22 protein-coding genes and 1 pseudogene are annotated in these 24743 nt (G+C 41.8%); 7 read left to right on the top strand and 16 right to left on the bottom strand.

Going from position 1 to position 24743, the window contains the following annotated elements; genetic code table 11:
• The 15 genes and pseudogenes from H5181_RS19150 to H5181_RS19080 form a co-directional block, all read right to left on the bottom strand.
• Positions 1-287, bottom strand: a pseudogene (locus H5181_RS19150) (MSHA biogenesis protein MshF); the annotation flags it as partial.
• Between the two features lie 44 nt (positions 288-331).
• Positions 332-1546: a type II secretion system F family protein gene (locus H5181_RS19145; RefSeq protein ID WP_182751801.1), complete on the bottom strand. Its 1215-nt coding sequence runs from the start codon at positions 1544-1546 to the stop codon at positions 332-334.
• Between the two features lie 2 nt (positions 1547-1548).
• Complete coding sequence (locus H5181_RS19140; RefSeq protein WP_102036144.1) at positions 1549-3309, bottom strand: GspE/PulE family protein; 1761 nt, start codon at positions 3307-3309, stop codon at positions 1549-1551.
• Positions 3306-4601: a lipopolysaccharide assembly protein LapB gene (locus H5181_RS19135; RefSeq protein WP_182751800.1), complete on the bottom strand. Its 1296-nt coding sequence runs from the start codon at positions 4599-4601 to the stop codon at positions 3306-3308. Before H5181_RS19135 ends, H5181_RS19140 begins: the two co-directional genes overlap by 4 nt.
• On the bottom strand, positions 4598-5542 hold the full coding sequence (locus tag H5181_RS19130) for an ExeA family protein (RefSeq protein ID WP_011639165.1): 945 nt from the start codon (positions 5540-5542) through the stop codon (positions 4598-4600). Before H5181_RS19130 ends, H5181_RS19135 begins: the two co-directional genes overlap by 4 nt.
• Positions 5543-5611: 69 nt before the next feature.
• A complete protein-coding gene (gene mshL / locus H5181_RS19125; RefSeq protein ID WP_182751799.1) occupies positions 5612-7282 on the bottom strand; it encodes a pilus (MSHA type) biogenesis protein MshL in 1671 nt (556 codons plus the stop codon).
• Between the two features lie 13 nt (positions 7283-7295).
• Positions 7296-7598, bottom strand: a complete 303-nt coding sequence (locus H5181_RS19120) for an MSHA biogenesis protein MshK (protein WP_041413799.1) — start codon at positions 7596-7598, stop codon at positions 7296-7298.
• A gap of 4 nt (positions 7599-7602) precedes the next feature.
• Positions 7603-8259, bottom strand: a complete 657-nt coding sequence (locus H5181_RS19115; RefSeq protein WP_011639168.1) for a hypothetical protein — start codon at positions 8257-8259, stop codon at positions 7603-7605.
• Complete coding sequence (locus tag H5181_RS19110) at positions 8256-8876, bottom strand: fimbrial assembly protein (RefSeq protein ID WP_123776794.1); 621 nt, start codon at positions 8874-8876, stop codon at positions 8256-8258. Before H5181_RS19110 ends, H5181_RS19115 begins: the two co-directional genes overlap by 4 nt.
• A complete protein-coding gene (locus tag H5181_RS19105) occupies positions 8873-9754 on the bottom strand; it encodes a biogenesis protein MshI (protein WP_182751798.1) in 882 nt (293 codons plus the stop codon). The genes H5181_RS19110 and H5181_RS19105 overlap by 4 nt, the downstream gene beginning before the upstream one ends.
• 286 nt (positions 9755-10040) lie before the next feature.
• On the bottom strand, positions 10041-11951 hold the full coding sequence (gene csrD, locus H5181_RS19100) for an RNase E specificity factor CsrD (RefSeq protein ID WP_182751797.1): 1911 nt from the start codon (positions 11949-11951) through the stop codon (positions 10041-10043).
• Positions 11952-12158: 207 nt separating this feature from the next.
• Positions 12159-13406: a malic enzyme-like NAD(P)-binding protein gene (locus H5181_RS19095; protein WP_011639172.1), complete on the bottom strand. Its 1248-nt coding sequence runs from the start codon at positions 13404-13406 to the stop codon at positions 12159-12161.
• 433 nt (positions 13407-13839) lie between these two features.
• On the bottom strand, positions 13840-14052 hold the full coding sequence (gene rpmE, locus H5181_RS19090) for a 50S ribosomal protein L31 (protein ID WP_011639173.1): 213 nt from the start codon (positions 14050-14052) through the stop codon (positions 13840-13842).
• A 142-nt stretch (positions 14053-14194) separates the two neighbouring features.
• Positions 14195-15430 (bottom strand): FimV/HubP family polar landmark protein, encoded by a 1236-nt coding sequence (locus H5181_RS19085; protein WP_182751796.1) that lies wholly within the window; start codon positions 15428-15430, stop codon positions 14195-14197.
• Positions 15431-15719: 289 nt separating this feature from the next.
• Positions 15720-16544 carry a FimV/HubP family polar landmark protein gene (locus H5181_RS19080; RefSeq protein WP_182751795.1) on the bottom strand — a complete coding sequence of 275 codons (825 nt, stop codon included), beginning with the start codon at positions 16542-16544 and terminating at the stop codon, positions 15720-15722.
• Positions 16545-16628: 84 nt separating this feature from the next.
• Between H5181_RS19080 and priA the strand changes: the two genes are divergently transcribed.
• The 7 genes from priA (at position 16629) to H5181_RS19045 (ending at position 24308) form a co-directional block, all read left to right on the top strand.
• Positions 16629-18824, top strand: coding sequence for a primosomal protein N' (priA, locus tag H5181_RS19075; protein ID WP_011639176.1), 2196 nt, complete (start codon positions 16629-16631; stop codon positions 18822-18824).
• A 179-nt stretch (positions 18825-19003) separates the two neighbouring features.
• The gene (gene argS / locus H5181_RS19070; protein WP_182744101.1) at positions 19004-20749 is read left to right on the top strand and encodes an arginine--tRNA ligase; all 1746 of its coding nucleotides are present in this window, start codon (positions 19004-19006) and stop codon (positions 20747-20749) included.
• Between the two features lie 2 nt (positions 20750-20751).
• Positions 20752-21351, top strand: a complete 600-nt coding sequence (locus H5181_RS19065; RefSeq protein WP_182751794.1) for an SPOR domain-containing protein — start codon at positions 20752-20754, stop codon at positions 21349-21351.
• Between the two features lie 170 nt (positions 21352-21521).
• Positions 21522-22046, top strand: a complete 525-nt coding sequence (hslV, locus tag H5181_RS19060; protein ID WP_011639179.1) for an ATP-dependent protease subunit HslV — start codon at positions 21522-21524, stop codon at positions 22044-22046.
• 25 nt (positions 22047-22071) lie between these two features.
• A complete protein-coding gene (gene hslU, locus H5181_RS19055) occupies positions 22072-23397 on the top strand; it encodes an HslU--HslV peptidase ATPase subunit (RefSeq protein WP_011639180.1) in 1326 nt (441 codons plus the stop codon).
• Between the two features lie 175 nt (positions 23398-23572).
• Positions 23573-23959, top strand: coding sequence for a gamma-butyrobetaine hydroxylase-like domain-containing protein (locus tag H5181_RS19050; RefSeq protein ID WP_011639181.1), 387 nt, complete (start codon positions 23573-23575; stop codon positions 23957-23959).
• A 127-nt stretch (positions 23960-24086) separates the two neighbouring features.
• Positions 24087-24308: a hypothetical protein gene (locus H5181_RS19045; RefSeq protein WP_041413245.1), complete on the top strand. Its 222-nt coding sequence runs from the start codon at positions 24087-24089 to the stop codon at positions 24306-24308.
• A gap of 102 nt (positions 24309-24410) precedes the next feature.
• Here the strand turns inward: H5181_RS19045 and H5181_RS19040 are convergent, their stop codons facing one another.
• Positions 24411-24632, bottom strand: coding sequence for a hypothetical protein (locus tag H5181_RS19040; protein WP_182751793.1), 222 nt, complete (start codon positions 24630-24632; stop codon positions 24411-24413).
• Positions 24633-24743: the final 111 nt, after the last annotated feature.

Below are 24743 nucleotides of genomic sequence, written 5' to 3'. Positions count from 1 at the left end.
TTCGATGCTACATTCGATGCTACATTCGATGCTACATTCGATGCCATATGATGCCAGGACAACTGCATTTTATGTGGTCGGCCAGAAGCTAACCATTGACTATGCACCATAGCTAAGACATTCAAAAAACGATTATGTTCAAACTCTAAACCACGCCCACCTATGTTTGAAGTAGTATTGACATAACGCCCCCCAAAAATAGCCAGCAGCGTTAACACCACAACAATAGCAATAACCCGACCATAGACTTTAAGCAGATCACCATCCGCTTTTTGCTGGCTCAACATCTCGATATCCAATGATCTGTTTGCTTTCTTTGTTGCATGCTTTGCTAACCGCCTTTTACCACATTCAGCATATCCCACATAGGAAGATAAATACCCAGTGCCAATATCAATACAATGCCAGCAACAAATGCGATTAAAATAGGTTCGAGTTTTGCGGTGAGATTTTTTAAATCGTAATCAACCTCGCCTTCATAAAAATCAGCGGCATCATTGAGCAGCTGATCTATTTGACCGGTTTCTTCACCCACAGCAACCATTTGCAATACCAATGGGGTAAACAGTTGGCTGCTATTTGATACCCTTAGCATTGACTCACCTGATTCAATACCCCGGCGCATACCGACTATTTTGTTATGCATATATGCGTTATCGACCGCATCGGCTACCAAACTGAGTGCTTGGGTCATTGGAACTCCCGCGCTGAGCATCATCGAAAAACAGCGGCAGTAACGCGACAAGGTTGAGCGTTCAATAATAGATCCAATAACGGGTATGTGCAGCTTCCATAAATCCCATTGCTTCTCGCCCTTTTCAGAGTGATGCCAATATCGAATCCCAACTATGATGCCGATTGATAGCACAATCATATGAGGCCAAAAATTAACAAATAGATTAGACGTGCCGATTAATATTTTTGTCGCCCAAGGTAATTCAGCGCCAAAACGAGAGAACATATCGGCAAATTTAGGGATCACCATAATATTCAAAATAACCATCGCTATGGTAATGGCAATCAAAACAAACATCGGATAACGCATTGCAGCTTTAATCCGTCGACGAGTTTCTTGTTCTCGCTCGATATAACCAGACAACTGGATAAAGGCATCTTCCAACTTACCGGTGTTCTCACCAACATGGATCATCGATACAAACAACGAATCAAATATATCTGGATGTTGATTCATTGCCGAAGATAACGGTCTTCCCGACGTCAGCTGTTCAGAAATATCATCTAAGGCTTTTTTCATTCGATCGGAATGGGTCGTTTCAGATAAGCCAGCAATAGCCCTTAAAATAGGGATACCTGAACGCGTTAACGAATACATTTGTCGACTAAAAATTTGCAATTCTTCTAGCGATACTTTGCTTTGAAATAAGCTCATCGAAAAAGATTGCTTCGTTTTCACTTCGCGCAATTCTAGCGGAATGATCCCACGAGAAAGCAATGCATCGGCCGCAGAACTTTCATTAGCAGACTCAAGCTGTGCACTGACCGCCTGCCCTTGTGAATTACGTCCTCGATATTGATATATTGGCATTGTTACAACCCAATATCTTGTTGACTAACGATATCTTCCGACAACGGCACTTTCGATTCACTAACGTCTTCAACCAGTTTTGACACCTCTTCAAGTGTTGTCGTGCCAAGGAACAAATACTCCATCGCAGAATGCGCAAGGGGAATAAAATTAGGACTGCGCAGTGCTGCACGGGCAAAATCTTGCGGATTACCTGTTCGCATGGCATCTATCATATTTTCGTCAAGTTCAAGTATTTCGAAAATACCAATTCGACCACGATAACCAGAACCATTACAGGTTTGACAACCACTACCCACTTTAAACGTAGCGCTGCTAATATCTCTTTTCGTTACACTTACAAGCCAACTGCGCTCAGCTGCTGTTGGTTGATAATCTACGGCACAATTGTGACAAACGCGCCTAACAAGACGTTGAGCGATAATGACCCGCAGCGCACTAGCGACTAAATAACTTGCCGCCCCCATATCAAGTAATCGCAACGCACTGGTAACAGCATCATTAGTATGCAAAGTCGATAATACAAAGTGACCCGTCAACGCACCTCGTAAGCCAATTTCCACGGTCTCTTGGTCACGCATCTCTCCCACCATGATAATGTCGGGATCTTGACGAAGCGTAGTACGCAATACGTTAGAAAAGTCTAAACCAATCTTGTGATTTACTTGAACTTGGTTAATTCGCGGTAATTGATACTCAACCGGATCTTCTACAGTGATAATCTTTCTATCGGCAGTGTTAAGCTCACTTAAAATACCGTACAGGGTAGTCGTTTTACCACTACCTGTTGGCCCTGTGACTAACAACATACCGTGAGGGCGTTTAATCTGTTTACGAATACGTGCCACAATATGCGGTGGCATACCGGTTTCATCTAACGTACGTAAACCTGTGGTTTGATCCAATAAACGCATCACCACTGACTCACCATGATAAATCGGCATGGTCGACATTCGCACGTCGATTTTATGACCTTTTATTTCCATATGAAAACGGCCATCTTGTGGCATACGTTTTTCTGAAATATCCAGTCCTGCCATTAACTTAAGTCGTAACACTAAAGCAGAAGCAATATTAACTTCACTGAGGAGGTTTTCATGTAATTGGCCATCAATACGCTGACGGATCCGCAATACTTTTTCGCCAGGTTCAATGTGAATATCTGACGCACGCATTTGCACCGCATCTTCAAAAATTGACTGCAATAACTTCACCACTGTGGTTTCGTTATCACTGTCGCTTTGAGTCAAATTAGCCAAATCGAACATGTCATCTGCGGCATATTCTTCATCAAGCTTGCCGGCAATCTCAGCGATTTGCCCAGTACGGCGATAAAGGTTATCAAACGCATCGAGTAATTGTTGCTCTGGCGCCACCGCAATCATCAACTGTTTAGGGGCAACTAACACTTCAATATTATCGATAGCCTGCAAATCGGCAGGGTCGCTCATAGCAACTAACACATGGTCGGAATGACTTTCCACCACTAATGCTCGATAGCGCCTCGCTTGTACTTCGGGGAGTATATTCACCACTTCAGCGGCTATCGGACGACGACTAATATCGAGGTACGGTAAATTAAGTTGTTGAGATAAAAACTTAAGTAACTGGTCTTCTGTAATACTCTTCAAATCAATTAAGGTGCGGCCGAGCTTTTTACCTGAATTGCGCTGTTCCGCCAATGCTTGCTGTAATTGGGTGTCAGTAATAATCAGCTCTTGAACAAGAAGATCTCCTAACCGCATCTTTAACTTAGGCTTCATCGGTTTTCTCCTAGCTGATCTAAACGTTGTTCAATAAATGTCATGGCTGAAGTTGATAACCCTTCATAGCTTAATGCCGATCGGTAAGCTTGCGCGGCTTGTGGATATTTTTGTTGTGAATCGAGCGCATAACCTAGCCCCATCCACCAGCGAGATTGAGTCGACTCAGATACCAATAAGTTTCGGTAAGCTTCCTCAGCTAAAGCAAAGTTTTTAGAGTTTTGTGCCAAATCCGTTTGTGCGATCCACTTATCACGAGCCCACGATGAGCTATCTGGGATCATCGCCACCGTTGTTAAGGCTTCATCATAAGCTTTAATTGCGGTTTGAATTTGCGACAAAATCACATAAAACTCCCACTGTTGCGGAAACATACTGATCCCACTCTCGAGTAATCTCATCGCAGTTGTTGGATTATTTTGCGCAAAATAAATTTCGACTAATTGCTTACGAGCTTTATGTAAACTCGGTTGTAAAATAATGGCTTCTAAATAGTAACCCGCCGCATCGTCCAGACGTTGCGCTTGCTCAGCATCCATCGCTTTGCGATATTGCAGCTGCGCCATTTGCGTTTTGGAAAGCACCACTTCGTTAACGCTCATATCAACAGTTTTTGCTGCAGCAGGGATTTCTGCGGGTACTTCTGCGGGTAAGAAGCGAGATGTTTGCGCTGTGATTTGATCTTGAGTGAGTTCAGTATTCAGCAGTGAAACCATATTCTGTGAATTATGATCTACCGAAATATTGGGCTTCTCTGCGTCTACGGTTGAAGCTAGTACTGCTTGTGTGTTGACGGTTTCGTTATTAACGACTGATGCAGTGCTCACTTCGGATAGTTCAAGCTCAGATATGCGATCCGTTGGTTCAATAACCTCAGCAGTGATTTCTGGCGTGCTCGCTTGAATAGGTACTTGATTTAGCGTTTGAGCTGGTGCTTGGGTTAGTACTTCAGTTGAGATTTGAGTAGACTTATGATCAACAGCAACACCATTATCTTGTGGCTGACTCGCCAGCGATGACTGAGTATCTTCGGTAACCGATGTATTGCTAGCTGTTGGCTCATTGGCCATTTGAATATTGGCTTGGCGGTACATAGATACACCAAACCACAATGTAGGGATCAATAGTACGGCAACAACAATAAGGCTAATCAATGGTGAGCGAGATTTAGCAACGGATTGATACTGAATTTGAGGTCGCACAAATTCACCCGCGGGTTGCACCGGTGGTTTGTCTGTTCCGGGTTGCTGATGCTGCTCTAAATCTTTCAACATCTTGATAATCACGCTCATTTAATCTCGCCTATTTGTGTCATCCATTCACCACAACAATTATCACCATTGAACCCAATAACCACCATCACTGTTACAAGCAACATAATTATCAGTATGCTGACACGAGAAAACCCTACTTTATGTTGTAAATTAATATCTTCTGTATCCGTTATTGCAGCCAGACAATGTTGAGACGTCACCTTTTTTTTACCTTGGCCATAACATAGCAATAAGCTCTTATGCGCTAATATATTCACCAAACGCGGGATGCCTCGAGCTGCTTTGGCAATGCGTTTAATATCCGCGGTACAAAACAACTCAGGCCCTTGATAACCCGCAACAGCAAGGCGGTAATGAATATAAGCTTGTATTTCATCCCATGTTAACGGACGTAAGTCATAACTGAAGGTAATACGTTGTCTTAACTGTCTAAACTTGGGTTGTGCCAAACGTTGATCTAATTCTGGTTGGCCAAACAACACCACTTGCAATAATTTACGACTTTCGGTTTCTAAATTGGTAAATAACCTTAACGCCTCAATACTTTCATCTGGTAGCGATTGCGCTTCATCTAACACTAACACCACATGAAAGCCTTGATGATTTAACGCTAACAAACGCTCATGTATCAGCCTTGTCAGTTGCTGTTGATCTAATTTGTTCGGCAATGCTAAACCGAGTTCGCCCGCTACAGCCAAGCGTAACTCTTTAGGATTCAAATAGGGATTAGGTAAGAAAGCGCAATGATATTGAGTCGGTAAATCATTCAACAGTTTACGACAAACTAAGGTTTTACCTGTACCCACTTCACCAGTGACTTTAATAAAACCTTCGCCTGTTTGTAATGCTGTTTGCAGTACTTGCAACGCTTCCACATGCGGTGATAACCCAAAAAAGAAACCTGTATTTGGGGTAAGCGTAAAAGGCAACTGACTTAAGCCAAAATGCTGCAAATACATAATTACTGGCTATCCCTTATCAATTTCGACCGCTATTTTTAATCGTCAATTATCTACCGCCAACGGTCGCTATTTAGAAGGATACCAACGCTCGATTAAATCTTGTGAACGCTTTAATTCATCCTTCCATGTGTCTCCACCAACAACAGTCGGTTTCAACATAATAATCAATTCAGTTTTCTTTTTAGATTTAGTACGGCTGGTAAACGCTTCACCCAGAAAAGGAATGTCACCTAATAACGGTACTTTTGATACAGTTTCAATGTTCTCACTCTTCATTAAGCCACCAATAACCACCACATCACCTGATGCAGCGCGGATAACGGTATCCGACTCACGGATCTCACTTTGAGCAAGAGGCAGTTCTAATGTTGAATCACTAATTTTAATTTCTTTAGTTTGTGAGGTCACATCGATTACCGACGGATGAACATGCAATATTACATTGCCATATTCATCAATCTGCGGGGTTACATCTAACGCAATACCAGAGAAAAATGGCGTTAGTTCAACCTGCGGCGTCGTTACCGGAGTGGTACCCGCTACAGTCGTTGAGGATACATCGGTAACAAAGTATTCGTCATTGCCCACCTTAATTACCGCTTTTTGGTTATTAGAAGCGGTAACACGAGGGCTTGAAAGTACATCAACATCACCTTGGGTATCGAGCAAGTTAATAATGGTGCTGAAATCACTTCCGGTGAAATTAATCGAGGTTACACCGCCAATTGCAGATGTAATCGCATTACTTAACCCTTGTCCTGCAGAAGTGCTGAAATCAATGTTGGTACTGCCTGCATGACCTAGGACATTTTCCCACTGGATCCCTTGTTGGTAACCATCAGATAAAGTGACTTCTATAATTTTCGCTTCCAAAATCACTTGGCGCTGTAGATGGCTTTCGGCTATTTGTAAGAAACTTCGAATTTGACGTAACTCATCAGGGAAAGCTCGAACAGTAACAAGCCCAGCTTGAGGGGTTACCACAACTTGTCGTCCGCCACCTGTTTCACCCATGATTGACATTAATGTGGCTTGTAGCTCGCCCCAAAAATCTGTCTTGGTTGTTGAACGAATAAACGTACCATTGGTATTGTCACTGCTGTTCGAATTTCCATTGCTACTATTACTATTCGAACTACTGTTACTGCTGTTGCTATTACTATTGTTACTGCCATTGCTTGAATTATTGTTTTGGTCTGAAATGCGCCCTGAGCTAACGGAGGTTAATGACAACCCTTCACGTTGCATGTAGATATAATTCAAGGGGAAAGTTTCGGTTCTCATACCCGACGGGAATACACGTAAAATACGACCTTCTCGATTCACTTCGTATCCATAAATGTCTTCAACAACTTGAATGGCTTCAGACAAAGTTACTGCCTTTAAAGATAGAGAAATTTTACCTTGTACATCAGGATGTACCGCGACACTCAATGGAGTGTCTTTTACTAAGCTGGGGAAAAAAACTCTCGCATCAACTTCATTGGCTGATACATCAAAACGACGCTCGGCAGGCAACGCTCTTGCTGATTGGCTCAACACATTATTACCATTAAGCTCGCGCTGAACATCTTCAGGCATTGCCGCTGGAGGTGGCTTAATGGCTTGACTCGCCTCAGCTTGCTGCCTTGACTCATTCAAAGCCGCTTTCGCTGTTTGTGGGTCGGGTCTATCTGTCGTTTGGCAAGCAACTAAGCACAGCGACATCAGAGGAGTAACATATCTAATCACATTCATTTTTATTCTTATCCTATCGCTCTGTTATCGACTGAAATAGCTGAAGTTTTCTTCCATCTGACAAGATTACATAATCCTTGCTAATCTTTGATACTCGTAATCCACTACCGCTAATAGCATCACCTGCTGAAAGAATAATATTATTAATAACCGCATAGGTATTCTGTCCGTTAACAATGCTGTTTAATACCAAAGATTGATTATCTGCTTTGGCTTGCACAGCAATAAAGCCCTGCCCCGGTAAGGTTGGATCTCGTAATGTTTGGGCGTTAGCAGCCGACATTAATAGCATCATTAGGCAGGATGCATACGCCATGGCACTAATCTTGTTTCGCAACACTGATAAAGTCCTTGTTCACACTAAGTGTGTAAAGTTCTAATTCAACTAACGCATCGGGATGAGATTCAACACGGTAATCTAAACGCTTCCAATACAATTTATCGGGCATACTTTCCACAGCTTTAATAAACGCTAAAATAGAAAAGTAATCGCCTTGTAACGTCAACTTAATACCATGGCTGTAAAGATTAACTTTACTACCATCGCCCACTTGCAATAAGGCTTTGGGCGCAATAGAGGCAAACGAAATGAGCGAGACGCCCTTCACATTGCCCAGCAAGTTGGCTAATACTGTCGGCATATAATCCGCAGGAACCATATCAACCATTTGATTAGCGAGTTCGGCATCCATCAATTGCATCTGTTCAGTAATCAACTGTAATCGTTGTTGATAATCTTGATTGGGATCGAGCTGTAAACGCTCTTCATAAAGCGCCACTTGTTGTAATGAAATCGAATTTTCTTGTTCGAGTCCCTTTAGTTGATTCTGGACACTTTGTTGTTGCTTCCACAATGACTCTAGTGGCATAAACAGCAACATACCAATGACAACGAATAAGGCAACCGTAATCAATATCCGCTCTCGTGGACTTAGTTCATTAAATTTTGACGACCACACCAGCCATTGTTGCTTCATTGTGCGAGCTCCTTAGCAACGGGCTGACTTATCAATTTAAACGCCAACGGCTGTGCTTCACCGCGGTCCATTGTCATCGCTGAAAATGCATAACCTTTTAACGTTGAAGTAGTTTTTAATTTATCAATCCACAGTGGAATACTTTGAGGGTTACGACCATAACCTTCAAACTCAATTCGCTGAGCGCTAGTGTTTTGTTGCTCAATAGTAATATGACTCAACCACACATTGCTATCTGCCACGGCAGCCAAGTCGGTCAACATTGGCGAGTAACCCTGGCTTATCATCGTTTTGCGCTGACTAAGCTCATCTTTTAGTAGTTTTTTAAGATCTAATCGCTGTTGTTCAAGTTCAACCTTTGCTACCAAATCTGCATTAGGTTTACGTAATGCAATTTGTTGTTCTAGCTGTGTCTTTTGGTTAGTTAACCGACTTTTTGTGCTGTTTGCTTGTTGATTTAACCTTTGCAATTCATCGGTATGCCACAGCCCTACAACATAAAGTACAGCACAACCTCCGGTGAAAAAAGCCAATGCCAGCATCATTCTTGCAAAGGTCAGCCTTTGCTTTTTCGGCAACAAATCTGCGGTATATAAATTAACACTGGTTTTTATCACACTTCACCTCGAGCTAATTCTTGCAACGCTAACTGCGCGAGTAAATTCGATACGCCATCATGATTAACCGCAACCACTTTTTGATTAAAGTTAGCACTAACGAGATTGGCCAATGATGAACTATCACCTTCAGCCAAGATGCTAATTGATCCTACTGGAGCTTGACGTAATTGGCTTTCAAAATAATCCATAGAACGTTGAATTTCTAAACTGAGATTATCGGCTAAGCCCTGCTTTAATTCTTCTAGAGTCGCTTTATTTAGATGGTTAAATCCTCTAACGCGACGTTGCATTAGCACTTCGCCCGCTTTAACAACTAGCAATAACAATTCTTGTTGCGGCAAGTGAGCGACTAACATATGCGCCATATTATCGTGGGCTAATACATGACTTAATGCCAATTCTTCAATACTGATCCCAGCAATATCTAATCCATTGGCATCACAAGCACTGGCCAATTGCATTAAAAATTGACGACTACTGACTACCACATTCACTTTTGAACTGGAAATGAAACTGGACTCGAAATAATCTAAATGAATATCAGTGACTGGCTCGGACACCATATCTTTAACAGACCAAATTAACGCTTGAGTGACTTCACCAGGTTCAACATTGGGTTTTTCAACTTGTAATAATTGATAATACTGCTGCGATAGCACTAATTGAACACGAACACGGCCAAACTGACTCTTTAATGCTTCAAAGGCTTGAGACCAATTGTTTTTTTGTACCAGAAACTGGCTGATAACAGGTGCTAATTGACCTTGTTGTGGCTTGCACACCCACAGGGAATTACTGGCGATAAATACACCTACATTACCCATAAATTGCGATGTCTGCCAAAAGGCTAGTTTACTCAAAAAACCATTGTCCATTGCGTGGCCCATATTCGCTAACATATTAATTATTTAAGATTACTGATGATAAATATATCAGCAAAAATGACATTTTTAAGCCAATGTACAAGCATATAACATCAAGATGATTCGAATAAGCTGCATTGTCTTTACTAGTATTATTGGTCAAGCCCATAACGATTAAACTTTGTTACTGATGCGTTAACGTTATAACTGATCATTAATATAGCGCATATTGATTGAAAATAGAGTGCAATCTATTGATAAACAAGATCTAACTTAAACAAACATAGCATTATATGACTTAAACTTCAGATCTTTGCCCCAAAAAATCGCCTTGGGCTGCACTCACACCAAGAATTTTTAACGTTTGCCATTCTTCAAAACATTCAACGCCCTCGGCAATCACTTTCACTTCGGCTCTATAAAGGCCACCAATGAGACTTCGTATAAATAATTGATTTTCTGAACGTTGATCTACCCGGCGCACGATAGAGCGATGTAGTTTTACTAAATCAAAGTGATACTCCTGGATATAGTGAGTACCCACAACAGATTGACCAACGTTATCTACTGCCAATTTTGCGCCCATTTTTCTCAACATATCGAGAGTTTTAACTAACAAAATATTTTTCTGATTTTTGACAATAATGTCTTCAGAAACTTCAAAAATAAGTCGTGCGGCTAAAGGGCGATGCTCTAATAAGGTAGATTGTACCCAACGTACAAATGCCCTACTGGTTAAACTATCAAGGCTTAAGTTAATACTGTAAGTAGACTCATTATCGGACATTAACCTAAAGAGTACTTGTTCCAGCACTTGCCTCTCAACCTGCGGCATTAACCCACACTTGTTAGCCATGGGAATAAACAATGTAGCGCGAACATCATTACCTTTTAAATCACGAGCGCGGCTAAATATTTCATAGTGCATAATTTGATTATCACTATCGATAATGGCTTGTTGTAAGGTAAAAAAGCGTTTGGACACCAATGCATTTTCAATAAAACTACGCCAACGAACAGACCCTTTAGCGATTTCCTCATCTAACGCGCCTTTATCGTACATAAACCAGTTATTAACACGTTGCAGTTGCGCAGCTCGAAGTGCCATTTCGGCCTCTTCAATAAGCTGAACTTGTAAATCTCCAGCGTTAAAAAAAGCACTGCCTAAATGTAAAAAATTATCCGGATTGCCAATGCCATAAAAAGGTAATGCAAGGCAGGTTTTGAGTATTCGTTGCGCTAGTTGGTCGGCTTCTACTAGTGACAATTGTGGCACGATAATGACTAATTGTGAGTAACTGCGGCGGGCAAAAATACTGTCTTCGTATTGAACGAGTGCGGCTGTAATGGCTTCCGTTGTTAATGACAGCATTGCCTTAACGCCGCTTTCACCGTATTGGTCTTCCACTAAGTCAACATCATCAAATTCAATTAACATCAATACGCCATGAGCTACCATTTTTTGATTATGGCTTAATCCATCGAGACGATTTTGAAAGAATATCGGGTTACCAATCTGAGTTTGTTTATCAAGAAAAGTATCTTTACGAATAAATTGATCTAAGCGACCACGTTCTTTATGAGCATCATCCAACTCTGCAAGCAATTTACTGATAGCACGATTGATCATCCGTGGTTTACCATTTGTCGGCATATCGGCTGCTTGCTTTAAATGTCCCTCTAAAATGAGTTTACTTCGTTGAGCAAGTTGTTCAATTCCATCTAACTCTCTGGAGTACCAGCCATAACCAAAACGCACAAAAATTCCTATGCTGATAAAACCAATAACAAGAATAATGAGCTCGTGCCAGCCGAGATCATGTAGAGAAAATGGCGGTGGCATAATTAACGTCATAGATAATTTTCCATGGCTTAATTCGGTCTTATAGAGCGTTAAACTGCTTTTAACGATATCGGCTTGGTCACGATGAAATTGATAAACTAATTGGTTGTCTTGCGACAGGGAGAATTCAACCGCTTTATAAGCCGTCAATAAAGGAGGTAACCAAGTAGAAAATTGACTACTGCCATGTTGTTGATAGTCGTCAGCTAACATGGTTTCTAACTCAGCCACTTTCTGCTGTTGGAAATTGTAGGTCAATTGAGTAAAACCCATCACCGCACACAGTAAAAATACAAATGCCACCGCAGCTAATGAAAGCAGCCAAAAGCTGGTCAGTTTTTTAGTAAGGATCTTGGTGAGTTTCATTTATCCGCTATCCTGCTGGATTTATTTATTTTATTAATGACTCCAATGCTATCCAGTATAACGATTGTGCTACACAACTTCACTAATCGTTTTTAATCACGCTTATCTCAGGCCTATAAAAAAGGGGCAAAAGCCCCTTTTACTAACGACAACAGACCTCATTAATCCCTGTTCAGATTAATAAACCTGATTATTTATACTTGCTTATTACACTTTGTATTCAGTCGGTAATGTGGTGATTTTTGCCACCCCTGAATCGATAGCCGCTTGCGATACTGCGCGAGCTACCAGCGGCAGTAATCTTGGGTCCATTGGTTTAGGCAGCACATATTGTGGGCCAAAACTCAATGATGACACGTTAGGATAAGCCGCTAACACCTCAGCAGGAACAGGCTCTTTAGCGAGGTTAGCAATAGCATATACAGCAGCTAGCTTCATTTCGTCATTAATGACCGCTGCGCGAACATCGAGTGCGCCTCGAAAAATAAACGGGAAGCACAATACATTGTTCACTTGATTTGGATAGTCACTACGACCAGTACCCATAATCAAGTCTTTACGGATGTTATGAGCTAATTCAGGTTTAATTTCAGGATCAGGATTTGAACAGGCAAAGATCACCGGATTAGGCGCCATTAACGCAATATCATCGGCAGCCAATAAATCTGCACCCGACAGTCCTAAAAATACATCGGCATCTTTAATCACATCTTGCAGGGTGCGTTTATCGGTATTGTTAGCAAATAACGCTTTATATTCATTGAGATCTTCACGACGCGTATGAATCACCCCTTGCCTGTCTAACATATAAACATTTTCACGTAAGGCGCCACATTTAACAATCATCGTCATACATGCAATAGCAGCTGCACCAGCGCCTAAACAAACAAAAATAGCATCATCAATTTTTTTACCTTGAATTTCCAGAGCATTCAACATGCCTGCTGCCGTGACAATAGCGGTGCCGTGTTGATCGTCATGAAATACCGGAATATTACATCGCTTAATCAGCTCTTGTTCAATTTCAAAACATTCAGGCGCCTTGATGTCTTCTAAGTTAATCCCGCCGAAGGTATCAGCAATAGATTCGACGGTATTAATAAAATCTTCCGTTGTACGGTGTTTCACTTCAATATCAATCGAATCAATATTCGCAAACCGTTTAAACAGAAGTGACTTGCCTTCCATAACCGGTTTTGACGCTAATGGGCCTAAATTACCTAGACCTAAAATAGCCGTGCCGTTGGTAATAACCGCTACTGTATTACCTTTATTGGTATATCGATAAGCGTTTTCAGGATTAGATGCAATCTCTCTAACAGGCTCTGCTACCCCAGGACTATAGGCCAATGCTAGATCATGGCTTGATTGAGCCGGTTTCGTCAGGCAAACAGCTGTTTTACCTGGTACTGGGAACTCATGATAATCGAGAGCTTGTTGACGAATATCTGACATTTTATACATCCTGAAATGCGCTATCTATGAAGGAAAGTATGATCCGCTGTCCACATTAACAGTGAGCTTGCTGGCCATCTAAAATTTTAATAACAATACGCTAATACAGAGATTATATAAATCAAAAACTAAGTGATAGGAGGTGTTGTGAGTCAAAACAGAGGGTACGTTTTATTATTCTAACTAATCGAACATGAATATATATAAATCAATAAGTTAAAAATGTAGGAAAATAACAAGATTTACGATAGTAATCGGATATAGACGCCGATATTTGCAGTTTATTTTGTCTAAATAACAATAAAGTGAGGTTTGTGTTTTTTTGTATTGTTTACCACTAAAAAATTAGTTTTCTTCACAGCACAATACAATAGCAATATCAAAAAACAAAAAAGGCGCCAAAGGCGCCTTATTCAAGTAAATTGCAATGCAATTACTTTTTACCAAGCATACCAAAACGCTTGTTGAACTTGTCAATACGACCACCAGTATCAACAACTTTCTGAGTACCAGTGTAGAATGGGTGACATGCACCACATACGTCCAAGTGTAGGTTTTTACCTGCAGTTGAGTTCACTTTGATGATGTTACCACAAGTACAAGTTGCAGTGATTTCAGCGTAATTTGGGTGAATACCTGTTTTCATTTTGGGCTACCTTAAATTGAAGGCCATGTCGCTCTCCCAACCCGAAGTTGAGCACCACATGCAGTTAATAACAATATGTTTTAGGCGCGAGATAATACAGTGTCTCTAATACACAAACAAGTAGAATTTCTAATCGATACTATTATTGGCGATGCATGCGCTCTAGTGCTTCATAGATGATTTGTGCCTTAGATGAATTTTGATGTTGCTTTAACATCTCACCTGATGGGCATTGTAAACGGCTATCAGACATCAATAAGTAGATTTTACCATTGGCAAACGCATCTGGGTTTGCCTCATAAATCGCCAGCATTGCGCCATAGACACTGATTTGCCATTGTCGATAATAACGATCAGCAACTCGCCATAAAGTGTCTTGAGGGAATTTATCCATTACGCAGATGTTATCTTGGCCATAAGTCGGTAGAGATAGCTTGGCTACGTTCTTAATTGGCAATGGCTGAGGCAATATTTTCGTTTCATGAATAGCCGCCAATAACTCATTACTTTCAGATTTTTTACTGTCCATATCATTCATCGAACCATTGCTCAATACCGGCTGGGTGGCGATAACAGTTGCTGGCACTGGTAGAGTAGGCATTGGTACTACTTGAGACTTACCGCGTTGACTGGCGACTAAATTGTCGAATGTTATCTTATCTACAGCGACATTTTGATAGCGCAAAAGAGTCGCCATTGATGGACAACGTAACGAGCTGCCTAATTGCAGTAGACTAATTTTATCTTGATAGAATGCAGAGGGATTCGTTTGATAAAGCGCAAGCATTGCACCATAAATGTTTGAATTCCATTGTTTACGGTAGCGCACCGCTATTTTCCATAAAGTATCATTCGGTAACTGATTTATCTGGCAATTATTCAGATTTTTTTGCGTTGTAGTTACCTGAGGTATAGCAATGGCCTTGCGACTTATTGTTGTTGGCATAGAAGTCGATAATGCCGAGACTGACTTCATGGTTTTAATGGCTACAGGCTGGTATTGACTCTGAACAATGGCTTGAGAAAATAAAGGTACAGGTGAGTATTGTAGCCATTTAGCATTACGGTATTCAGAAACAATGAGTGCCGCATCTTGATCGCGTATTTTCTCGGTACCGCTTAATACAAATACATCACGATCGCGCTGTTCAACCTCAAGCTTTTCTAGCACTATATTATCTTGATAAATTTGGCGTAAATAAAATGTCAGCCGCGATAAATCATGGTGATCGGTTATAATGTTCACGGTTAACTGAGGGGATTGTCCACTTTCAAATGGAATAGTATCAATACTGATATGACTGACTTGTGCAATAGCAGTTGAAATACTATCAACGGCCAATAATGCTAATACTGCTAGCACCTTAAAGCTTTTCATTAAATCAATCCTTTCGATTATAAACCGCTTCAGCACAGCGTAAAACACGCCGTAAAACCATGATGTTAAATTCACTTATACACCAACAAATAAAATGCTCATGCTTAGCTCGTCAGCACTGTAATTTATTATTATTGTTTACTTTTTTAACCTTATCATTGAGAAAAATCATAAGTATTAACACGCGCAACTATATAAACTAACATAACCAGCTGCAACTAATTACTGATAAACAAAAGTAAATACTCGATTAAGCACTACTTTTTATCACTAATTATGATCAGAAACCTTATTTAGCAGCATGTTTTGCTTCAATAACCTCAAAGACTTTTTTATCTACTGCTTTATTATTGTATCCGGCCAAAATAGCCGTTGATGGGCAATTCAACGAAACATCTTTGAGTAATAAATGAATTTTTTGCTTGGAAAAAGCCAACAAGTTAGCCTCAAAAATAGCTAACATCGCACCATAAACACTGGTATGCCATTGCTCTTTGTAACGGTTCGCTATACGCCATAATGTGTCACTATTATCTCGCTCAATTAAACATCCCGCGTGTTGAGAAGCTTCGGTTTTGGATGGGGCGGATTGTGGTTCTGCTAATGATGTAGCCTGATCCAAACCGCTATCATCTTGGCGACTTTTGGATGCTTTTGTACTAGCGGTGTCTTTTGCTACTGGCAGTACTCGAGGCTTTTCAATATAAGGGACTAAGGTTGCACTATTAACTGAATAAGGTGCATCAAATAACGCTATTACTGCTAACGTAACCGCTCCCGCCTCAGTGTTTTCGGTAACGATTAACTGTGCATTTGAATCACTGACAATATCTGTACCCTTGAGCTGCAACAAAAAACGATTAATACTCTGCACAGCTAACTTCTGTTGCAGCACGTTCCTACCATCCAAGTTGCCATCCAGCTGACGAATATAAAACCTTAACCTCGATGCATCATCATTTTGTGCCACAATATTGATTTTTAATTGCGGTTCATTATTCAATTCAAATTGACGACTATTGATACTGACATGATTCACTTGAGCCATTGGCGTAGCAATATAGCCCAATACCCCAAATACTAGGATGATGACCTCAATAAGTCCTTTACGCATATATATGTTGCCCTATCTCTTTGATGACACTTAGAGGTAAACTGATCCGCAATCCACTATCGAATTGAAAAATGATGAAGTCTTATGCCCGTGTTTGTTGAAGTCGCCTTACCCGTCCCATTACGCAGAAACTTTAGCTATCGCGTAAAAGACGAACAACAAGCAGGATTGCAAATCGGTCTTCGAGTAAAAGTCCCTTTTGGCCCTCAACAACTCATCGGCTTAATTACTGCTATTACTGACAGCTGTGACTTAGCACCGCAACAAATAAAATCGGTAACTGCAGTACTAGATGATGCCCCATTGTTACCCGATTCGCTATATAAATTAACCCTCTGGGCCGCCCGGTATTACTTTACGACTCAAGGACAAATGCTCAGCCAAGCGTTGCCTGTCGCATTGAGAAAAGGCCTCGAAGCGGCGCCGCAAGCGGTGGTTGAATATCATTTAAGCCCCGAAGGGCGCAATGCTGATTCTAGCGTATTAAAACGTGCTCCAGCACAGAAAAAACTGTACGAGTTATTGCTTGCAAACCCTATCAGCCAAGATGATTTCACCACCCAACAATTAAGCAAAGCGGCATTAAAAGCATTAGAACAAAAACAATGGATTGAACGGCAGCAAAAAGTACTTAGTCATGATTTAAGCTGGCGCCAACAGCTTATTATGAATGAGTCACCTCATAAACTGAACAAACAACAAGCCGTCGCAGTTTCAGTGCTTACTCAACAACAAGGGTTTCATTGCACCTTATTAGAAGGGATCACTGGCTCTGGCAAAACCGAAGTCTACCTCACCTTGCTTGAGACAATTTTAAAACAAGGTAAACAAGCACTGATCCTCGTGCCTGAAATTGGCTTAACACCGCAAACCATTAATCGCTTCAAGCGTCGTTTTGAAGTCAATGTTGCCGTGATACATTCCGGATTAACCGATAATCAACGCCTAGAAGCTTGGCGTCAGGCTCGTGTCGGTGAAGCAGCAATTATTATTGGCACTCGCTCTGCACTCTTTACCCCAATGGCTTATCCAGGGTTAATTATTCTTGATGAAGAGCATGACAGCAGCTTTAAGCAACAGGAAGGTGTACGTTATCACGCGCGTGACTTGGCAGTAATGCGTGGGCATCTTGAAGATATTCAAGTGGTATTAGGCTCCGCAACCCCCTCATTAGAAACCTTACAAAATGCGCTATCTGGCCGCTATCATCACTTGGAACTGAGTGAACGCGCTGGTGCTGCACAAAAGGTTAAGCAAGGTATTGTCGATATTACCTCGCAACCATTAAAAGCGGGCATGTCGACATCATTAATTAATGAAATGCGTATGCACCTTGATGCGGGTAATCAGGTACTGCTATTTCTAAACCGCCGCGGATTTGCTCCGGCCTTACTTTGTCATGAATGCGGCCATTTACATGAGTGCGATCGTTGTGATGCTTTTTTTACCGTCCATCAAGGCTTAAACGAGATTTGTTGCCATCACTGCGGCAATCAATACGCTATCCCGCGCCAATGCCATCAATGTGGTAGCACCATGCTAATGGGCCACGGTTTGGGTACTGAACAACTAGAACAAGAATTGATTAAACTGTTTCCCAAATACCCGGTTGTCCGCATTGACCGAGACACAACCAGACGTAAAGGCTCCCTTGAACAACAGCTCAAAGGGATTTACATGGGTAAATATAAAATTTTGGTCGGCACCCAAATGCTCGCCAAAGGACATCACTTTCCCGATGTCACCTTAGTCGGTTTACTTGACGTCGATGGCGCATTGTTCAGCGCAGACTTTCGCGCACCAGAACGTTTTGGGCAGCTATACACTCAAGTTTCAGGTCGTGCTGGCCGTGCAGACAAACCCGGTAAAGTACTACTGCAAACCCATCAAAGTGATAACCCCATTTTACGTGATCTGTTAAAACGCGGTTATGGTGAGTTTGCTCGCAGTCAGCTAAAAGAGCGCCAACAAGCATTATTACCACCCGCATGGCACATGGTATTAATTCGCGCAGAAGCACATTTAGCCGAAGATGCTGATGCTTTTCTAGCGCGCACTAGCGAGCTACTACCACAAGATAAAGACTTTGAAATTATTGGCCCAATTCCGGCGCCGCTAGATCGTAAAGCAGGAAAATACCGACGCCAATTAATACTGCAAGCCAAAAGTCGTCAGCGCTTGCAAACCGAATTCGAACGCGTATTAGCACTCATTGAACAAATACCTGAAAGTAAGCGATGCCGTTGGAGCATCGATCGAGATCCGCAGGATTTGATGTAAAGCTGCATTTTTACTAAGTCAACGGACCCTATATCTGTCATAAACTTCGCTTAGGTTGATAATCAGCATAAAAAAACCAATATTTCCGCTAAAGCAGATAGCAATCACCCCCCATAAACGGCTAAAATATGCGGTTCCGTCATGTCATTCATTTAACGAATTAGTGCAAGCAAACGCCCATGAAATCACATATTGAATCTTTACTAGAACAAACCATCGAATCCTTCAAACAGCAAGGAATTGTGCCAGCTGATTTTCAAGCTCGCATTCAGGTCGATCGCACTAAAGATAAAAGTCATGGTGACTTAGCGACTAACCTTGCAATGATGCTGACCAAAGTAGCTAAAAAGAACCCACGCGAATTAGCACAGCTAATTATTGATACCTTGCCAGCATCATCTTATGTGGCCAAAGTAGAAATTGCCGGTCCGGGTTTTATTAACTTTTTCATTGATGACAATGCATTAGCTAATCAACTACAACAAGCGCTGACCAGCGACCATTTAGGGGTGGCTTTACCGACTAAGCAAACCATCGTTGTCGACTATTCTTCGCCAAACTTAGCCAAAGAAATGCACGTAGGCCACTTACGCTCAACCATCATTGGTGACAGCGTCGTGCGCGCACTCGAGTATTTAGGCCATAAAGTCATTCGCCAAAACCACGTCGGCGATTGGGGCACTCAGTTTGGTATGCTACTGGCGTTAATGGAAGAGTTACGCGCAGCCAATGGCGAACAAGCCAAAATGGAATTGTCTGACTTAGAAAGTTTTTATCGTGCGGCTAAAGTACGTTTTGATGAGTCTACTGAATTTGCTACTCGTGCCCGTCAACTTGTCGTCGCATTACAATCAGGTGATGAATACTGCAATAAGCTATGGCGCGAATTTAACGACATCTCTTTAAGCCATTGTCATGATGTATATAAGCGTTTAGGCGTTAGCTTAACCCGCGCAGATGTTCACGGCGAAAGTGCCTACAATGCCGACTTAGCCCAAGTAGTTAAAGATTTAGACGCCCAAGGCCTGTTAAGCGAAAGCAATGGCGCTAAAGTGGTATTCCAAGAAGCATTTCGTAATAAAGAAGGCGAGCCTTTACCGGTTATTATTCAAAAAGCAGATGGTGGCTATTTATACGCAACCTCAGATCTTGCTGCTATGCGTTACCGCTCAAACGTACTAAAAGCCGACCGCGCCATGTACTTTGTCGATTTACGTCAAGCGTTGCACTTCCAACAAGTGTTTAGCCTTGCCAAACTCGCTAAATTTGTTCGCCCTGAAATGTCGTTAGAGCACACAGGCTTTGGCACCATGAATGGTGAAGATGGTCGTCCATTTAAAACCCGTTCAGGCGGAGTAGTTAAATTAGTTGATTTACTGGATGAAGCCGATGTTCGCGCACTTGAGCTGGTTCGCAGTAAAAACCCAGATATGGATGAAGCAACCCTCACTGAAATTGCTCGCGTAGTGGGTATCAGCTCAGTTAAGTATGCCGATCTGTCCAAGAACCGTACCAGTGATTACATTTTCAGTTTTGAGCAAATGCTTAGTTTTGAAGGTAATACTGCACCTTATCTACTATATGCCTACACCCGAGTAGCTGGTATTTTTAAACGTGCAACGGATATTGATCTTAGCCAAGCTAAGATTGTGCTTGAGCATGAAAAAGAAAAAGACTTAGGTACTAAACTGGCGCAATTTGGTGAAGTGTTAACTCGCATGACAGACAAAGGCTTGCCGCATGTATTATGTGGTTACCTTTATGAACTAGCGAGTGAGTTTTCGAGTTTCTATGAAGCTTGCCCAGTGCTTGCTGCCGAAACTGAAGCGCAAAAGCAAAGCCGTTTATTGCTTGCACAATTAACCGCTAAAACCTTAAAAACGGGCTTGTCGCTGCTTGGCATTGAAACCCTAGAGCGGATGTAATCATGAGTCGTGACTACGCAAATCGCAAACCTCGTGCGGGCGCTAAAGCCCGTGCGCCACAACGAAAAAAAGCACCTAAACGCTCTTTTCCTTACTTGGCTGTTTTTGTGATACTCACCTTAGTCATAGGTTTTGGTTATTTCTTATGGTCCATTAATGGCAGCTCCAACTCATCCGTCGTATTAGAGCCAGCTCAACAACCCAAAAAGAAAACGGTATCAACCGCGACTGTAGAAGCACCAAAAAAAGTGATCAAGAAAGATCCTAATGCACTACCACCTAAGCCACAGGAAGAATGGACTTATCTGGAAGAGCTTGAAAACAAGCAAGTTGAAATAGACTTGCCGCAAACTGGCGTAGTGTCTAGTGGCATTTATCAAATGCAATGTGGATCGTTTAGGCAAGAGTCGCAAGCAAATGAAATGAAGGCTAGAATTGCCTTCCAAGGTGCAGAGGCACAAGTGCGCCGCAGCGAAGGTACCAATGGCGTGTGGTATCGCGTGGTATTAGGACCTTATCCTAACAAGCGCGATGCTGAACATAATCGTCATAAGATGCAGAACGCAGGTTTAAATGGCTGCTTGATTTGGTTGTGGGAATAACACTGCTGGTCTGATATTGCTGTATAAATCACTTTAGCCCTGTTCTCTGTAACAGGGCTTTTTGTTATCCATCGCTTGATATCTGTCATTTTGTCCCCATATCCATTTTATCAATCAACAATTGCATTCACCCTAATGACCCGTTGATGTATTAGTGAAGAGGATTTACCGTGACTACTATCGTATCCGTACGCCGTAATAATCAAGTTGTCATCGCTGGTGATGGCCAAGTGTCTCTAGGCAATACCGTGATGAAAGGTAATGCACGTAAAGTGCGCCGCCTATACCACAATAAAGTATTAGCCGGTTTTGCTGGCGGTACTGCCGATGCATTTACTCTTTTTGAGCGTTTTGAAGCCAAGCTCGAAATGCATCAAGGCCATTTATTAAAATCCGCCGTAGAGCTTGCCAAAGATTGGCGTAGCGACAAAATGCTGCGTAAGCTCGAAGCTATGTTGGTTGTGGCTGATACTGAATCATCATTAATTATTACCGGTAATGGCGACGTAGTTCAACCGGAATATGACTTAATTGCGATTGGTTCTGGCGGAAACTATGCTCATGCATCAGCCTTAGCATTACTGCAAAATACTGAGTTAAGCGCGGAAGAAATAGCAGAAAAATCACTGACGATTGCAGGCGATATTTGCGTATTCACCAACCAATTCAAAACTATCGAAAAGTTAGACTACTAATTCGAGCGTTAATAAAGGAACAGTTATGTCTGAAATGACTCCACGTGAAATTGTTCACGAACTAGATGCACATATCATTGGCCAACAAAATGCCAAACGCTCAGTAGCCGTTGCATTGCGAAACCGCTGGCGCCGGATGCAACTTGAGCCAGAACTTCGCCATGAAGTGACTCCAAAAAATATTTTAATGATTGGCCCTACCGGCGTTGGTAAAACTGAAATCGCCCGTCGTTTAGCTAAATTGGCTAACGCCCCCTTTATCAAAGTTGAAGCGACCAAATTTACCGAAGTAGGTTATGTCGGTAAAGAAGTGGAACAAATCATCCGTGATTTAACCGACTCAGCAGTGAAAATGACTCGCGAACAGCAAATGAAAAAATGCCGTCATCGCGCCGAAGAAATGGCCGAAGAACGTATTTTAGATGCGTTATTGCCTAAGCCAAAAGATGACTGGGATACCGACCAAAAAGATGACTCGACTACCCGTCAGGTTTTCCGTAAAAAGCTGCGCGAAGGTCAATTAGACGACAAAGAAATTGAAATAGATGTTGCTGCGCCTCAAGTTGGTGTTGAAATCATGGCCCCTCCAGGCATGGAAGAAATGACCAATCAGTTACAAGGCTTATTTCAAAATCTTGGCCAAAGCACCTCTAAACGTAAAAAGCTTAAAATTAAAGATGCTTACAAGCAGTTGGTTGAAGATGAAGCGGCAAAACTAGTCAATCAAGAAGACTTAAAGGAACAAGCCATCGAGCTGGTTGAGCAAAATGGTATTGTGTTTTTAGACGAAATCGACAAAATTTGTAAACGCGGTGAAAGCTCAGGTCCCGATGTATCGCGTGAAGGTGTGCAACGTGACTTACTGCCATTAGTCGAAGGCTGCACAGTTTCCACTAAACACGGCATGGTTAAAACCGATCACATTTTGTTTATTGCTTCTGGTGCATTCCAGATGTCTAAACCGTCTGATCTAATTCCAGAGCTTCAAGGCCGTTTACCTATTCGTGTTGAATTAGACGCCCTTACCGCAGCTGATTTTAAACGTATTCTAACAGAGCCATTTGCCTCACTTACTGAGCAACATGTCGCCCTGATGAACACCGAAGGCGTGACCATCGAATTTACAGAGTCAGGTATTGAACGCATTGCAGAAGCGGCATGGCAAGTGAATGAGCGCACCGAAAACATTGGTGCTCGCCGTTTACATACCGTGATGGAAAAATTGATGGAAGAGATTTCATACGATGCTTCTGAAAAGTCAGGTTCTAAATTTGTCATTGACGCTGAATATGTCAATGATCACCTTGATACCTTGGTACAAGATGAAGATTTAAGCCGCTTTATTTTATAACCATTATTTGAATCAAGCGCCCTCCCATTTGATTATTATTGATGGGAGGTCTCGTGACTTTTTGGTTTATGAATAAACATCACGAATGCAGGTTACAACAATAGGATTAACAGCAAAATCGCGTATGATGATAATCTGCGATTTAGCGTTAATCCTTTTTTTTATAGGTATTCCCATGACCCAATCAACGCCTACCGTCACCGGCATTAAACTTAAACGCCAATCTAAGTTACTCGAAGTGACATTTGATAATGACCAAACTTACAACATCAGTTGTGAAATGCTCCGAGTCTTCTCACCATCGGCTGAAGTACAACGTCATGGCGACCCAATATTGGTTACCCATAAGAAAGCCGTAAACATTAAAGCGCTCGAACCTGTTGGTCATTATGCAGTAAAAATCACCTTTGATGATGGTCATGATACCGGCTTGTATTCTTGGCAGGTGCTACATAACTTGTGCAGTAATCAAACTGAATTATGGCAACAGTATTTAGCCCGATTGCGTGCAGAGAAAGGCTCACGAGAACCACTGATTTCGATGAATATTAAGTATTCATGATTACGGTACGTTTTAACGATAGTCGTTAATTTCAATACTATATTTGCATAACTTTACTCATCGCGATCAGCAATTGACATTCAAACGATTATGCTTAGTCATAGTCTTCACTCGTACCGAGGTGTGTATGAAACAGTCAATTCAATTTCCTGTCATTAAAGTATTATTGGTCGGATTCGCTATTATCAGTTTAAGTGCTTGTGCCCCACGTGCTCATCATGGACACGCAAAAGCACCTACTAATAAAAAGACGGTAACTAAAGTGGTCGTTGTTAAACCCGCGGCATATCGCGTCGTTAATGTTAATAACGTTCATCAAAAGGATGTTGTCATCATTCGAAAACGTTAAATGACTCTACTACAAATGCCAGCGATTATGCAGGCATTGTTGAATGATGGGTATGGAACTCTAGTGTTAATAATGGCCTGCGGCCACTAACGTCGTGGCGCTTCACCCACACCAGATTAACATCGCAAGGTTCCACCCTGCACCGGCCAAAAGGGGATCAACAGCAATCCCCTCTTGGATCACCCCTGCCGTTCCGGCAACATTTTCGCTATTTAACCAAACAACAGCAGCGAAAAAATTGCGACGGAAATGGATCCAGCTTTTGACTTCATTTTCGTGTTCTTCGGCCTTATTCGAAAATGCTAACGCTTCTGATGTGGTCAACTAAATCTGTACACCAACAGGAGTTGCGTCTTTACGCTGCCATTTCGGCTGCTGTTGGCGCCATATAATTGTTATAACTATGACCCCGTTTTATATTGTAGTGCTTCAATA

It is taken from the genome of Shewanella sp. SG44-2, assembly GCF_014164215.1.
Classification (GTDB): Bacteria; Pseudomonadota; Gammaproteobacteria; order Enterobacterales; family Shewanellaceae; genus Shewanella; species Shewanella frigidimarina.
The sequence above is the reverse complement of the archived record's forward strand: the minus strand, read 5'-3'. Positions and strand labels throughout refer to the sequence as shown.